The sequence below is a fragment of the Peptoniphilus grossensis ph5 genome (genome assembly GCF_000311825.1).
Lineage (GTDB): Bacteria > Bacillota > Clostridia > Tissierellales > Peptoniphilaceae > Peptoniphilus_A > Peptoniphilus_A hominis.
Window position 1 is genome coordinate 609,457 of record NZ_HE978567.1, and the last position, 14,013, is coordinate 623,469.

15 protein-coding genes are annotated in these 14,013 nt (G+C 35.7%); 7 read left to right on the forward strand and 8 right to left on the reverse strand.

What is annotated here, in order from left to right; all coding sequences use genetic code 11:
* Positions 1-214: 214 nt before the first annotated feature.
* From HGPG_RS07115 to HGPG_RS07150, 8 genes are all read right to left on the reverse strand, one after another.
* Positions 215-652 (reverse strand): DUF4825 domain-containing protein, encoded by a 438-nt coding sequence (locus HGPG_RS07115; RefSeq protein WP_019125372.1) that lies wholly within the window; start codon positions 650-652, stop codon positions 215-217.
* A gap of 225 nt (positions 653-877) precedes the next feature.
* Positions 878-1,624 carry a 5'/3'-nucleotidase SurE gene (gene surE, locus HGPG_RS07120; protein WP_019125373.1) on the reverse strand — a complete coding sequence of 249 codons (747 nt, stop codon included), beginning with the start codon at positions 1,622-1,624 and terminating at the stop codon, positions 878-880.
* A 25-nt stretch (positions 1,625-1,649) separates the two neighbouring features.
* On the reverse strand, positions 1,650-2,435 hold the full coding sequence (locus HGPG_RS07125; protein WP_019125374.1) for an MBL fold metallo-hydrolase: 786 nt from the start codon (positions 2,433-2,435) through the stop codon (positions 1,650-1,652).
* Positions 2,436-2,483: 48 nt separating this feature from the next.
* On the reverse strand, positions 2,484-3,332 hold the full coding sequence (locus HGPG_RS07130; protein WP_019125375.1) for a two-component system regulatory protein YycI: 849 nt from the start codon (positions 3,330-3,332) through the stop codon (positions 2,484-2,486).
* Between the two features lie 4 nt (positions 3,333-3,336).
* Positions 3,337-4,674 carry a hypothetical protein gene (locus tag HGPG_RS07135; protein WP_019125376.1) on the reverse strand — a complete coding sequence of 446 codons (1,338 nt, stop codon included), beginning with the start codon at positions 4,672-4,674 and terminating at the stop codon, positions 3,337-3,339.
* Complete coding sequence (locus HGPG_RS07140) at positions 4,658-6,457, reverse strand: HAMP domain-containing sensor histidine kinase (protein WP_019125377.1); 1,800 nt, start codon at positions 6,455-6,457, stop codon at positions 4,658-4,660. Before HGPG_RS07140 ends, HGPG_RS07135 begins: the two co-directional genes overlap by 17 nt.
* Positions 6,457-7,161 carry a response regulator gene (locus tag HGPG_RS07145; RefSeq protein ID WP_019125378.1) on the reverse strand — a complete coding sequence of 235 codons (705 nt, stop codon included), beginning with the start codon at positions 7,159-7,161 and terminating at the stop codon, positions 6,457-6,459. The genes HGPG_RS07140 and HGPG_RS07145 overlap by 1 nt, the downstream gene beginning before the upstream one ends.
* An 11-nt stretch (positions 7,162-7,172) precedes the next feature.
* The gene (locus HGPG_RS07150; protein ID WP_019125379.1) at positions 7,173-7,658 is read right to left on the reverse strand and encodes an Lrp/AsnC family transcriptional regulator; all 486 of its coding nucleotides are present in this window, start codon (positions 7,656-7,658) and stop codon (positions 7,173-7,175) included.
* A 190-nt stretch (positions 7,659-7,848) separates the two neighbouring features.
* Between HGPG_RS07150 and HGPG_RS07155 the strand changes: the two genes are divergently transcribed.
* From HGPG_RS07155 to HGPG_RS07185, 7 genes are all read left to right on the forward strand, one after another.
* On the forward strand, positions 7,849-8,421 hold the full coding sequence (locus HGPG_RS07155; RefSeq protein ID WP_019125380.1) for a GNAT family N-acetyltransferase: 573 nt from the start codon (positions 7,849-7,851) through the stop codon (positions 8,419-8,421).
* Positions 8,422-8,424: 3 nt separating this feature from the next.
* Positions 8,425-9,435 carry a DnaD domain-containing protein gene (locus tag HGPG_RS07160; protein ID WP_019125381.1) on the forward strand — a complete coding sequence of 337 codons (1,011 nt, stop codon included), beginning with the start codon at positions 8,425-8,427 and terminating at the stop codon, positions 9,433-9,435.
* Entirely contained in the window at positions 9,410-10,381 is a 972-nt protein-coding gene (locus HGPG_RS07165) for an ATP-binding protein (protein WP_019125382.1), read from the forward strand. Before HGPG_RS07160 ends, HGPG_RS07165 begins: the two co-directional genes overlap by 26 nt.
* Positions 10,378-11,580 (forward strand): pyridoxal phosphate-dependent aminotransferase, encoded by a 1,203-nt coding sequence (locus HGPG_RS07170; protein WP_019125383.1) that lies wholly within the window; start codon positions 10,378-10,380, stop codon positions 11,578-11,580. Before HGPG_RS07165 ends, HGPG_RS07170 begins: the two co-directional genes overlap by 4 nt.
* Entirely contained in the window at positions 11,567-11,848 is a 282-nt protein-coding gene (locus tag HGPG_RS07175; protein WP_019125384.1) for a hypothetical protein, read from the forward strand. The genes HGPG_RS07170 and HGPG_RS07175 overlap by 14 nt, the downstream gene beginning before the upstream one ends.
* Before the next feature lie 99 nt (positions 11,849-11,947).
* Positions 11,948-13,549: a potassium/proton antiporter gene (locus HGPG_RS07180; protein WP_019125385.1), complete on the forward strand. Its 1,602-nt coding sequence runs from the start codon at positions 11,948-11,950 to the stop codon at positions 13,547-13,549.
* An 8-nt stretch (positions 13,550-13,557) separates the two neighbouring features.
* Entirely contained in the window at positions 13,558-13,962 is a 405-nt protein-coding gene (locus tag HGPG_RS07185; protein ID WP_019125386.1) for a hypothetical protein, read from the forward strand.
* Positions 13,963-14,013: the final 51 nt, after the last annotated feature.

A 14,013-nucleotide genomic window follows, 5' to 3' on the forward strand; every position in this document is an offset into this window, starting at 1 on the left:
CTTTTTAAATATCTTCAAAAAATTTTTTGCTGACAAAATTTTTGCCTCTGTGAATTTTTTCTTAATTGGAAATTTTTGGCAGGAGAAATTATTAGAGGTCTCCCCCATTTTTTTATTAGTTTCTAAATAATTTTCAAAAAATTTAAAATAATTTTCTAAATAAATTTCTAAAGATTTGCAAGCAAAAACTCTCCCAGTTTTCTGAGAGAGTTCTTTATTTATTTATAAAATTTTCTAGGCTTTCTTGGCCTTCTGATATTTTGTCAAGACTTGTATCATTTTTTTGAAGTTCTTCTTCCACTTCAGCTCGACTAAAGCTAAATATTTCTTTTTCGTCAGCATCTACATAAGATAAATTGTCCAAATTTTTTATTAGGGCAAAGGTTGTGGCTGCATTTTTAAATAGGTCTTCTTTTTCTAGACCTTCAAAATTTTTGCAGAAGACTTTTAAGCCATAGGGCTCTTTATCTGATAGGATTTTTATTTCCCCTGTCTCAAAATTTTTAGGATAGTCCTGTCTATAAACTATTTGTGAGACCCTTGTGTTGTCGCCCACAAAATCTGTCTTAAAGTCATATAGGCTCTTTTCTTTTTTATTGCAAGAAGAAAATATTAAGACCAGGGCAAAAATTATAGGTATAAATTTTTTCACACTATCACCTCTTTACTAAATTATAGCAAAAAAATAAAAAGTCGCCAGGACTTTTTAAATCTCATCTTATATTAGTCTTCACATATTTTTATTAGTCTTCACATATTATTTTCGCAGCTTACAATGTTTTTTCCGCATTACATAATAGTTCTAAAAATTATTCCAAAAATTAAAATTATTAAAAAGATCAAAGTAAATTTGTAGTTCACGATTTTCTCTCCAAACTTATTTTAAAATTTCCTTTAACTCATTGATTAGAGTTAGGTTTGTCACATCGTAAAGAAGTGGGCTAACTGTTGCATAATCTTGTCCCAGATAATAGATGTCTGAGTCCTTGCCGTTGTTCTCCTTGGGGAAGCCCTTTAGCTTCATGTTGTAGCCTTGGCCGTCTTCAGATATGTCGTAGATGGACATGACATCGGCGCCAACCTTGCAGACTTCTATTCCCTTTAAGTTTTCGTAGTCAAGGTAGGGCACATTTATATTTAGGACCTGAAGCTTTTTAAAGTCCTCAAGTTTATTAAAGACATCCATGGCAACTTTTGCTGCTGAGTTAAACTTGGAGTGACCCTTCACCCATTGAGCTGACACTGCAATTGCTGGTATGTTAAATAAATTTGCTTCAATGGCAGCTGAAACTGTGCCTGAGTAGAGAACATTTGTGGCAGTGTTGTAGCCAGAGTTTATTCCAGAGAAGCAGTAATCGAATTTTTCGTCAAGTAAATGCACAGCTGCTCTTACGCAGTCAGCTGGCGTCCCATAGACGCATAGGCTTCTTACGCCTTCAAGACCTTCAAGCTTGGCGTCTTGGACTATTAGGGGGCTCTTAAAAGTTATGGCATGAGACTTGCCAGAGTTTTCTACATTTGGCGCCGCAATTGTAACTTTGTGGCCTTCTTTTATCAGTGCCTTTGCAAGGACTTCTATGCCTTCGGCGTTAATTCCGTCGTCATTAGTAACTAATATGTTCAAATTTTTCCTCCCTTTAAAAAAATTTTTAAAGCTCAAAGACTTCCGATGGCGAAAATCTTGGTGCAACATTTATGGTGTAGTCCACGCTTTCTTCCTTGTGGTCTTGCAAGAGCAGGTCGTTTATGGTCTTTAGGGCAAGGTCTGGCAAATTGTTGTCAGCTGAAAGGTGGCCCAAGAGAATTTTTTCTTTTTTCTTTTTTAAGATCATTGATAGGACTTCTCCTGCGTTTTCGTTGGAAAGGTGGCCCTTAGTGGACAAGATCCTTTGCTTTGTTTGGTAGGGGTAGGTCCCCTGCATTAGCATGTCCACATCGTGGTTGGATTCAAGATAAAAAAGTTCTGACCCATCCATTTTTTCCATGGCATCGGCGTTGACCCAGCCTGTGTCTGTCAAGAGAGAAATCTTTTTGTCGCCACTTATGACAAAGCCACAGCCACTTGCACAGTCGTGGAAGGTGGATATTGGCATGATCTCTAAGTCCTTAAAGGTAAAGCTCTTGCCATTTTCAAAGATAAAGGTCTTCTTTGGGTCAAGCTTTTTCACTGTTGGCAACATGGCATCTAGGGTCATCATGTTGGAGAAAACTTTTAGCTTGTGTCTTCTTGACAAGACGCCCACAGATTTTATGTGGTCAATGTGCTCGTGAGTGACAAAGATTGCGTCAAGTTCACTTGCCTTTACCCCAATTTCTTCCAAGTTTTCTTCGATTTTTTTGCCAGAAAGTCCAGCATCTATTATTATTTTTGTATTTTTATATTCAATATATTGGCAGTTGCCTGATGAGCCACTTGCCAAAGAGCAAAATTTCATAAAAACCTCCAAAGCTTATTTTATCACAGGCTCTATGATTTGTTAAGCTTAGTAATTGGAGAGGACAGTGTATTCTCCGTCTGTAAATTTCACCTTCCAGGCAGGTATGGCACGACCATTTACTGCCCGTGTTATGTCTTCTATATAGCCCTGGTCTTCGGGGTTAAAGTAAAAGCAAGGGGAAATTTTTTCTATGGTCTTGTTGTAGTATTCTGTCTTATTTAAAAGAGATAGTAGGGCGCGACCTGCTGGCGCCAGATGTATTTTTTGTTCAGACTTATTTAAGACATCAAGCCAAAGTCTATCCATGGACATGACACCTCTAGCGTCAATGACAAAATTTGTGTAGGAAGACTCAACTGGCAGGGAGTCGAAAATTTTTGTGTAATTTAAAATATATTTGTCGCCATCTATTTGGTAGTAGGAGAGATAAATGTCTCTGGTGTCATATTTTTTGTCCAATAAAAATTTTTGGGCAATATTTTGCGCCTCTTCAAGGCTATCTAGCTTATATTTATTTTCCTTGTTCCTATTTTCATAGAAAACCCTCCTGCCATTTAAGAGGTTTACATATTCGTCGCCAAGAGAAATCTCTGCAAGGTCTGTACTTGGTCTTGCCACCTTGCCTTTGCCCCTAAAGTATCTGTCATTGATGTCTTCTTCTGATGATGTTTCAAAGGAAACTAAGACTGATGGGAGTTTTTTACTTCGCCTTGGAATGTTTGTGTCAAGGCTTATATTTTTTTCTGCCAAGAGGTCACTAACTTCCCTTACAAAATCTATTCTAGTGGATTCATTTCTCAGCCTAAAATTATTGTAATTTGAGTAGCAAAATAAAATTGCATTGGCAACTAAGAGGGCTATTATTAAAATTTTTTTAATTTTTTTCCAATCCATAATACTACCTTACCATCATTAGCTTTCCACTTTCAGTGTTAAAATAATAAATATTTCCCATATAAGTCATCTCGTAGACAAGCATGGGTGCCTCTGCCTCCTTGCTACTAAAGCTTAGGTAGACAAGGTTTAAATTATCCACAGAAGCTAGGACATCCATGGCCTTCTTGTCCTCAAAGAGGTCACTATTTTTATTTATGATCCTGTGAATGGCTTCCAGATAAATTTTTTCTCTCTTGTAAATTGGGTTGTCGTCCTTTCTGATGTAATACTCACGATAATTTTTTACAAATTCAGAGTAGACATCAATTTCTATAAAGCTGTGGTCCTTTGAAGGGAGAACTAGAGGTATTTGTCCGTCCTTTAGGTTAAAGAAAAATCTGTAGCCAAGGTTTTCGTTGTAGTCGCAGGGCTCAATCTTCTCAAGATAAATGCCAGAGCTTATGCCAGTTTTTTGGGCAATAAATTCCACAGCCCTGTCTAGGCACTTGTTGAGGTCTCTTGACTTCACATCAAAAAGTGATTCAAGAGAATATTCTATTATGCCCTCAGAGGAAAGGGAGAGGTACTCATTTTCATAGATGTAGGTGTTCTTGCCGTCTACAGTTATTTCTCTGATGTAGTCAATGGGCACATCTAAAAATCTTTCGGCAAGAGTTGACTTCTTGCCCTCTTCCAAATTATAGAGACCAGACACATAGGAAACCTCTTGGAGAGAGAGGTAGTCCTCGTCGGGAATGTAGATGTCCTTTTTAATTCCATAGGCTTCATAAAAGTTTATGGCACGAAGACCCTTGGCCTTTACTTCAGTTAAGATGTCCTCAATGGGAAAGTCCACCTTGATGTCCATAAGCTTGTAAAAACTTTTGCTGCCAGAGATGTAAATTTCTCCAGTGTCAGATATATAAATGGAGTCCACACTTAGGTTTATGTCGTTGGAATTTCTGTCATCACCAATTAAATTTACAAAAACTGAGCCAGATAGAGGCGAATTAAATTTAAAGACCAGAGATTTTTCCTTTTGAAGGTTTAAATACTCTTCAGTGTCAATTAATTTTAAATTTTCAGAAGTTGCCCTTTGGAGTTTTTCTGAAATGTCTTCGGCAGTTTCCTTCCAATATTCTCCCAGGTCAGTTGTCATGTAGTGGTCCCTCTCGCCAAAGTTTGCAATAACCCTTTGGGGAGTTAAAATTTCCTTTAAAAATTCATTTACATCGCCAATGGTTTTTTCGCTTTCGTCCCTTGTGTCAAAGGAGAGCCAAAGATTTTTCGATTGAAAAACTAAGAGGAGGATCAAAAAAATTATGGCAAGGGTGGATAAAGATTTATGAAATTTCTTCATCTTCATCACCTGCTTTAAATAGGAGCCTAATGCTTGTGCCCTGACCAAAGACTGATTCAACCTTTAGACTTCCACCAAGGGATTTTATCATTTCATTGGCAATAGATAGGCCTAGACCAGTGCCGCCCATTTCCCTACTTCTTCCTTTTTCAACGCGGTAAAACCTCTCTGTAATTCGCGGCAAGTCTTCCTTAGGTATGCCTATGCCGTTGTCAGTTACCCTTATCTCAACAAAGTCATCAAGATTTTTGGCAGTGATGGAAATTTTTCCATTTTCTGGCGTGTACTTGCAGGCGTTGGAGATAATATTTGTAAGAATTTGGTCTGCCCCATTTCTGTCGGTATAAATGTCTTTTACATCCATGTCTATGTCTAGTTCTATTTTGTGATTTTTTTGCGTAATGAGTAGAGATTGTGACTCAATTGCCTCGTCAATAAATTCGTAGGTGTCAAACTTAACAAGATGCAAGTTGTCCTTGTTGTAGTCAATGTTTGATAGAGATAATAGGTCTGTTACAATCCTAGACATTCTTGAATTTTCTCTGTCAATAACCTTTAAGAATTTCTTTTCCGATTCCCTGTCTAGGTCGCTGTCTAAAAGGGTTTCTGTGTAGGATTTTATAGTTGTAATAGGAGTCTTTAACTCGTGACTTACATTTGCCACAAATTCTTTACGCATAATGTCAAGCATGTGGTCTTTGTTGACATCTTGTAAGACTATTATAAGCCCAGAATTTATAAGAGCATCGGACTTGTAGGGTGCGTACTTGATTTTATAAAAGGTGTCAGAAATTTTTGTCAGCTCTTCACCCTTTAGGCTCTCCTCATTTTTGTAGTCAATGTTGTAGAGGTTAATACTCTTTAAATTTATTTCACGGTTAAAGTCCTTTTCAGAAATATTTAAAATTTTCTTGGCAATGGAGTTGGCGTGAATGAGCTTGTTGTTTCTGTCAATGGCAATTACGCCTTCAGCCATGTAATTAAAAATTGTGTCAAGCTTTGACCTTTCAAGGTCCATCTTTTCTATAGTCTCGCGAAGTTCCTTTGTAAGGAAGTTAAACATGAGACCAAGTTCACCAATTTCGTCGTCACTTTTTACTTCAACGCTTTGGTTAAAGTTACCCTTTGCCATGGCCTTTGCCTTTTTTGTGAGAGTACGAATGGGACCTGTAATGGAGTTGGCAATAAAATATCCCAAAATTGAAGTTGTGATAAGAGAAATTATTGTTGCGTAAGTAATTATTACCTTGGAGTCTTCGATTACAGAGTAAATAGAATTTAGGTTTCTCGTCATATAAATAATGGCGAGAATTTTTCCGTCGCCAGATAAAATTGGTCTAGCAATATGTTTTTCTACATTGCCTTCGTTTTTGTATTCCACAATTTTTTCGCGAGTCTTGCCCTTTAGTGCGTCCATGACAAGTTTTGGCTCTATGGACTTAAAGGAATAGGCATCCATGGAGTCCTTTTGTGAAATATTTTTTGTGGAGGCAAGAATTTTTGGTGCCTCATCAGAGGAGATAATGTAGGCAGATTCTTCACCGGAAATACCCCAGTCTTTTAGGGTTTGGTCAAGCTGGGGTAGTGTTTTATAATTATTATCTTTAAAAAAAGCTGATGTTGTAGTTGCAAGGGTGTCCATGGTTTTTACCATGGCAGTAGTTGCAGTTTCGATTTGCACATTTTCAAGCCTATCGATTATAAAGGTAGATGCAATAAACATGGAAATCAAAACAAGTACAACATAAATTAAAATAAATCTCGATTTAATAGAGTGGTTCATTAGCCTTCACCATTATCTGATGCGAATAAGTATCCAACTCCTCTTTTAGTCTTGATGTATTTAAAGTCTTTGTTTTCATCTTCGATTTTTTCGCGGAGTCTTCTCACAGTAACATCCACTGTTCTTATATCGCCATAGTATTCATATTCCCAAACTTCTTCAAGGAGTTCTTCTCTTGAAAAGACTACGCCTGGGTGTGAAGCTAAATATTTTAAAAGTTCAAACTCGCGAAGAGTCAACTCAATATTTTCGCCCTTTCTTCTAACTTGGTATTTATTTAAGTCAATTTCAAGGTCCATTACCTTTAAAACTCTTGTGTCCTCTTCCTTTTTTTCTTGGGCATCAAAGCGCCTTAGTACTGCCTTGACTCTGGCAAGGAGTTCTCTCATAGAGAAGGGCTTTACCACATAGTCGTCTGCCCCAAGTTCAAGGCCGAGGACCTTATCCACTTCATCTTCTCTTGCCGTCAACATAATGACAGGCACATCAGAGGACTTTCTAATTTCTCTTAGGGCTTCAAAGCCGTTTAATTTTGGCATCATAATGTCAAGTAGAATTAAATCGTAATTATTTTCACCTGCAAGTTCAATGGCACTTTTGCCGTTGTCGGCAGTGTCAATGATGTATCCTTCCTTTTCAAAATTAAATTTTATAATATCAGATATTGCAGATTCATCGTCTACTACGAGTATTTTCTCTTCCATAAAACCATCCTTTATTCTTTATCAATTTTTGTAAAAATTTCGTCGTTTCCCTTTTCTGAGTACAAAATCAATAGAGTTTTCGTGTCAAGTATTCCATCTATCTTTAAAATCATATCATAAAACCTAGTGAGGTCGGAAGTGTTTACAGTTTTTATGCGAAGCATAATGCAGTGCTCTCCTGTAACCCTATAACATTCAAAAATTTTAAATTTTTCATCTTTTATTTCCATGATTTTGGATATGAGTCCCTTGAAGTCATTTGTATTGACCTTGGCAAGGACATAAGTGTCTACATTGTAGCCGATTTTTTGCCAATCAACTAGGACCTTGTAGCCCTTAATAAAACCAGCGTCTTCCATCTTATATATTCTTCTATGGATGGCAGGCCTTGTAAGATTTAATTTTTTCGAAATATCTTCGTGGCTCATCCTTCCGTTTTTTCTCAAGAGTTCCAAAATTTCGATATCAATTTCATCTAAATTTTCATTTTTTCTCATAAAAGTTCTCCCCGTTACGAATTGTATAATTTTTTTTATTTACCTTACTTTATTTTAACATAAATTAAAAAAAATGAAATAAAATTAAACTTTATATATAAAAAGAAAAATTGCCAGGAAAAAATTTAAAAAGGCGATACTTCTTTATAGAGATGAGAAAATAGTATATAATAACTTGCAGGAGGCTCCTATGGAAAATTTTTCAGCTCTGACTTTTAGAAAAATGACTTTAGAGGATGTTTTTACTTTTAGAAATTGGGGAAGACATGACTCAATTTTATTTTTAGAATATAATTTTCTTGAAGAGAGAGAAAAAGATATTGAGGACTGGTACAGGTGGAAGACCAACAAGGCCTTCTCAGAATACTATGTAGTTCTCCTTGAAGAAAAAATTATTGGCTACCTGTCTTTAAAAAACATCAGCAAATTTATAAAAAGAGGAGTGCTGGGAGTAGTTCTTGATCCCTCTTATATAAATAGGGGCATTGGCAAAAAAATTCTTAAGATCTTTTTAGATGACCTAAAAAAGAGAGGCTTTAGAAAGATAGCTTTATTTGCCGCAACTTATAATGAGAGAGCCATAAAAGTTTATGAGAGCCTGGGCTTTAAGGAGAAAAATAAATTTCTCATGCGCTTTACTAATGGCAATTACGACGAAAATAATCCCGACTTTAAAGAGCACAGGGAGTCTTTTAAAATTATTTTTAACAGAACTTATAACTATGCCATAAAAATGGAATTAGACCTGGAAAGAGATTGGTGAGATATGTTTTTACTAGAAAAAAATAAATACGACCTAGGAGAAACTTCCCTAGAAAATATTTTTATAAATGATTTTATGCCTGGCGCCAATGGCGAATTTGTAAAAGTTTATATTTTAGGCTACAAATTTGCCAGAGAAAATAGAGAAGACATCACTAACGAAAAGCTCGCCGATTACCTTGGCATACTGGAGTCTGATGTCAATAGGGCTTGGCAGTATTGGCAAAAGATGGGCATAGTTGAGCTTGAAGGGGACAAGGTAAAGTTTATAAACTTAAAGGAACTTTACATCAACAATGTCTACAACTTAAAGGAAGAGAAAAAGGAAGAAAAGGGCTATTCAGAAATTGTAGAAAATCCAACCTATGCAAATTTACTTACAAGGGCTGAGTTTTTAATGAGAGAGCCCATTGCTCCAATGAAAAAAATTGACATAATAAATTGGATTACTTCTTACAATATGCCAGCAGATTTAATTGAAGAGGCATTTTTTTACACAACAGAGATCAAGGGCATCTACAACATTTCCTATGTTGAACAAGTGGTGAGAAATTGGTCCAAGGACAACATTAGGACCATGGAAGATGTGGAGAAGTCCTACATTGAGCACGACCTAAAATATTACAGGTATAAAAAGGTCATGCGCTATATTGGTGTGGACAAAAAATTCTCTCAAGCTGATTTTAATATTATTAATTCTTGGTTTGACGAATTTAATTTTTCAAAGGACCTGATCCTTGCCGCCTGCAACAAAACTTCAAAGATTTCCAAGCCCAATGTCGCCTATGTTGACGCCATACTTAGGAAGTGGAAGGAGCTTGGCATAAATTCTGTAGAAGAAATCGAAGAGAAGGATCAAAAGAAAAAGAAGAGAAAGCCAACTGCTTTTCACAATTTTAAGCAGATTACTGACAAGTATTCTGAAGAAGAACTTTTTGATGTGGCAATGAGAAAGCAGCGTGAAGGCTTTAAAAAATTAGGTGTTGATTATGGAACTGACGGCAAAGATAAGTAGTTATTACGAAAACCTGAGAAGGGAAAATGCAGAAATTCAGGAAAAGAGATTGGAAGAAATTTACAAAAAAATTCCTGAAATAAGAGAAATTGATGGACTAATAAGAGATATTGCCCTTCGCGCATCAATTGAGCAGATTAAAAATCCAAACCAGGACAAGTCCCTTGAGGAATCGGAAAAAATTTACAATTTAAAGCTCAAAAAGATGGACTTTTTAGAAAAAATGGGCTATCCTAGAGACTATCTAAGTGAGATATACACTTGCAAGGATTGTCACGACACAGGAATAAATGAAGACAATGAGAAATGTCACTGCTTAAAGAAATTAATTGTCTCAGAGCTATATGACATGTCCTCTATTTCTTACATGCTGGAAAAGGAAAATTTTGACAAGTTTGACTTAAATATTTTTTCTGAAAAAGTTTATGAAAAATATAATATGTCTCCAATAGAAAACATGAGAAATATTCTGGCTCTTTCAAAGAATTTTATCAAGACCTTTGATGAGAAGAATGACTTGAACTTGCTCCTTTGGGGACCAACTGGTCAGGGCAAGACCTTTTTACTTAACTGTATAGCAGCTGAACTGATAAATAAGGATGTCATAGTTATTTATCAAACTGCCTATGAAGTTTTAAAGACAATTGAAGATAGAAAATTTAAGAACATAGATGATGATAGGTATGATTTGTACTTTGAGTCCGATCTTTTAATCGTAGATGATCTTGGCATTGAGTTTGTAAATTCTTTTACAACTTCAGAAATTTTTAACATTATAAACACAAGACTTTTGCGAGGCAAGAAAACATTAATTTCCACAAATTTATCGCCAAAGGAACTTTCAGAAACTTACACAGACAGAGTTTTCTCCAGAGTTTTTCAAAAATTTGTGCCAATTAGTTTTTTTGGACCGGACCTTAGGTGGCAAGGAAGGGAGAAAAGATGAAACTATCAGAAAGAATTGAAAAAATAGAATATTCAGCAATAAGAAAGCTTATGCCTTATGCTGACAAGGCAAAAAAAGAAGGGAAAAAGATTTATGAACTAAATATTGGGGCACCAGATATTGATGTGCCAGATATTTATTATGAAACTTTTCAAAATTTTAGGAGGGGACCTCTTCCTTACGCTTACGCACAAGGACTTCTTGAGCTGAGAGAAGCCACTGCAAATTATTATAAAAAGAGAAATATAAAATTTGATGCCGATGATATTTACATCACTAACGGTGCAAGTGAAGCAATTTTATTTACCTTCCAAGTAATTGCCAATGAAGGCGATGTTATTCTTACAACAGACCCCTTCTACACAAATTACATGACAGTTTTTGAACAACTGGGCATTGAGCTTGAAGCTTTTAAAACTGATCCAGACAAGGGATTTGCTCTCCCAGATGAAGAAGAAATTGAAAAGCACATTACAGATAAGACAGTTGCAATTTTGCTTTCCAACCCAACTAATCCAACGGGAGCTCTTTATTCTGAAGAGGAAATTTTGAGAATTGTAAATCTTGCAAAGAAGCACGACTTATACATTATTGCAGACGAAGTCTATAGAGAATTTGTCTACGATGGCAACACTTATAAGTCCTTTGGAGAAGTGGAAGGACTAGAAGAAAATTTAATTTTAATTGACTCCATTTCCAAGAGATTTGGTGCTTGTGGTGCAAGAATTGGCTCAGTTGCATCAAAGAACAAGAGATTTAACGACGGAATAAATAAGCTTTGCAACTGCAGGCTTGCTTCATCAACAATTGAACAAGTGGCTGCAGCAAAATTATATGAAATTGACAAAAGCTATTTTGAAGCTGTAAATAAGGAATATCAAAAGAGAAGAGATGTAATCTACGAAGAACTAATTAACATTCCTGGTGTAACTGTAAAAAAACCAAAGGGAGCCTTTTATGTAATGCCAAAACTTCCTGTAGATGACACAGAAAAATTTGCTGTTTGGATGATTGAAAACTTCGATATAGACGGTGAAACTCTTATGTTTGCACCAGCTAAGGGATTTTTCAAAGACAAAGAAGAAGGAAAGCAAATGATAAGACTTGCCTTTGTACTTAAGGCTGATTCCTTGAGAAAGGCAATGAGAATTTTAAGAGAAGGCATTAAGGCCTATAATAGTGAAAATGAAAAGAGATAAGATTATAAAAATACTAGAAAAAATAATAATTTTTTTAGTAACTCTTGTAATGATTTCAGTTCTTGCCAACCAATATATAAAGACAAGTGCAGGAGCAATAAATGAGAGCCTAAGGATGATTCAAATTGTCCTTGCTCTTGTAATAGTTGTGCTAACACTTATAATGGCAGCTATAAGCAAAAACAAGGGATTATTTTTTACTTTACTTGGTTTTTATGCCTTAACAGGTATTCTATTTTATATTTTTAAAACAGCAAATAGAATTTAAAATTTGATTATTCTCAACTTTTAATTTTAAATGTAATATAATCAGGATGGATGGGGACTGTCTTAGACAGTTCCTTTTTTAAAAGAAAGAAGGGAAATAATGAATCTGTTACTTATAACGGTGGTACTCTTACTAGCAATTATAGCCACAAAAATTTCAAATAGATCAGGTCTTCCTGCCCTGCTTTTGTTCTTGGCAATGGGAGTTATCTTTTCTGCCCTGGGCTATGATTTTAACAATTTTAAAGTTGCAGAAAACATAGCAACTCTTTCCCTTATGATAATAATTTTTTATGGTGGTTTTGGTACTAACTGGACTATGGGTCGATCAACTGCAAGAGAATCCATAAGCCTTGCAACTTTGGGCGTCTTTGTCACAGCTATACTTACGGGACTTTTCTGCCACTACATTTTAAAAATTGATTTTTTAGAATCAATGTTACTTGGTTCAGTAGTTGCTTCTACTGACTATGCAGCCGTATCAAATATTTTAGTTTCAAAAAACCTAAACCTAAAATATTCCACTGCGCCACTTCTTGAAATCGAAAGTGGGTCCAACGACCCTACAGCCTATACCATGACTATGGTCTTCTTGTCACTCCTATCAGGCTATAGCGTCTCCGTTTCATTAATAATTTTGCAACAAGTTGCTTTTGGAGTAATTGGAGGATTTTTACTGGGCTTTATTTTTATAAAACTTATAGAAATTTTATCTCTTGACGAAGACGGACTCTTTTCAGTTTTTATAGCCACAATGATGATAGGAACCTATGCCCTTACATCACTAGCTGGCGGCAATGGATTCTTGGCACTATACATCCTTGGCATTTACATTGGCAACCACGAGTTTAGAAGGAAGAGAGATGTAGTATTTTTCTACGACGGACTTTCAACAATTTTCCAAATAGCAATGTTCTTCCTCTTGGGACTTTTATCAGACATAAATTTAATAATAAAGGCTTTACCAATAGGCTTTGTCATTGCAATCTTCATGCTCTTAGTGGCAAGGCCACTTACAGTCTTTGGACTTATGGCGCCCTTTAAGATGAAAAAAAATCAGCTAACCCTAATTTCTTTGGCAGGACTTAGGGGAGCAGCAGCCATTGCCTTTGCCATAATGGTTGTAAATAGGAATATAAACTTATCTATTGACATCTTCCACATAGTTTTTGTAATTTGTATATTTTCACTTTTAATCCAGGGAACAGCACTGCCCTTTGCCACGAAAAAGCTTGACATGTATGATCCAGACGACACAGTTCTTAGGACCTTTAACTATTATTCAGACAAGACAGATCTTGAATTTATAAAAACTCATGTATCAAAAACTTCTCCTTGGGTGAATAAAAAAATATCAGACATAGAAATTGCCTTTAACATAATAATTGCAAAAATAGAAAGAGAGGGCAAGAGCATTGTCCCAAGGGGCGACACTTATCTTAGAGATGGCGATGTAATTGTTCTTGGCGGCGAAGGATATTTTGATGCAACTGGAGAGGACCTATTGGAAATAAAAATTTCTGAGACACATAAGTGGGCAAACAAGAGAGTAAGAGACATTCACATTGGAAAAGATGAGCTCATAATTATGGTACAGACTCCAAGTGGAGAAATAATTGTGCCAAGGGGCAATACTATTTTAAAGCCAGGAGACAGGGCAGTTATATCTAAGGAATCCAATGAGATAGAAGATCCAGAATAGGAGGAAAGATGACAGACTTAAAGGAAATAAAGGAAGCCCGAGAGGCACTTTTAGATCTAAGAGAAGAAATTGACACAGTAATAAAAGAGACAGAAAGTGCAAGTAGGTGGGGCATCTTTGACATTTTTGCAGACTCAAGTTTAGTTGGCTTTGTAAAAAGAGGAAAGATAAAGGACATCAACTCAGGCCTCGAAATTATTCGCGAAAAATTAGAAATTGCAAAAAAAGAACTTGGCGATGTGAGAATAAATTTAGATGAAGAAATTAGCGACACGACTTATGATTTTTTTGTAGATATAATTTTTGACAACATCTTTACAGACCTTCGCGTAAATCGAGAAATAAAGGAAATAAGGGAAAACTTATTTGACTTAAAAGAGAGAGTTGAAGAAATTTTAAGAAAATTAAATTAGATTTTAAAATTAATAGTGAAATTTAGAATAAAATCCTCGAATGGTCGGGGA

What these genes read in the sequence shown, in the direction of transcription:
- HGPG_RS07125 (WP_019125374.1), bottom strand. Translation starts at nt 2,435, where the DNA reads ATGAAATTTTGCTCTTTGGCAAGTGGCTCATCAGGCAACTGCCAATAT.
- HGPG_RS07130 (WP_019125375.1), bottom strand. Translation starts at nt 3,332, where the DNA reads ATGGATTGGAAAAAAATTAAAAAAATTTTAATAATAGCCCTCTTAGTT.
- HGPG_RS07135 (WP_019125376.1), bottom strand. Translation starts at nt 4,674, where the DNA reads ATGAAGAAATTTCATAAATCTTTATCCACCCTTGCCATAATTTTTTTG.
- HGPG_RS07140 (WP_019125377.1), bottom strand. Translation starts at nt 6,457, where the DNA reads ATGAACCACTCTATTAAATCGAGATTTATTTTAATTTATGTTGTACTT.
- HGPG_RS07145 (WP_019125378.1), bottom strand. Translation starts at nt 7,161, where the DNA reads ATGGAAGAGAAAATACTCGTAGTAGACGATGAATCTGCAATATCTGAT.
- HGPG_RS07150 (WP_019125379.1), bottom strand. Translation starts at nt 7,658, where the DNA reads ATGAGAAAAAATGAAAATTTAGATGAAATTGATATCGAAATTTTGGAA.
- HGPG_RS07155 (WP_019125380.1), top strand. Translation starts at nt 7,849, where the DNA reads ATGGAAAATTTTTCAGCTCTGACTTTTAGAAAAATGACTTTAGAGGAT.
- HGPG_RS07160 (WP_019125381.1), top strand. Translation starts at nt 8,425, where the DNA reads ATGTTTTTACTAGAAAAAAATAAATACGACCTAGGAGAAACTTCCCTA.
- HGPG_RS07165 (WP_019125382.1), top strand. Translation starts at nt 9,410, where the DNA reads ATGGAACTGACGGCAAAGATAAGTAGTTATTACGAAAACCTGAGAAGG.
- HGPG_RS07170 (WP_019125383.1), top strand. Translation starts at nt 10,378, where the DNA reads ATGAAACTATCAGAAAGAATTGAAAAAATAGAATATTCAGCAATAAGA.
- HGPG_RS07175 (WP_019125384.1), top strand. Translation starts at nt 11,567, where the DNA reads ATGAAAAGAGATAAGATTATAAAAATACTAGAAAAAATAATAATTTTT.
- HGPG_RS07180 (WP_019125385.1), top strand. Translation starts at nt 11,948, where the DNA reads ATGAATCTGTTACTTATAACGGTGGTACTCTTACTAGCAATTATAGCC.
- HGPG_RS07185 (WP_019125386.1), top strand. Translation starts at nt 13,558, where the DNA reads ATGACAGACTTAAAGGAAATAAAGGAAGCCCGAGAGGCACTTTTAGAT.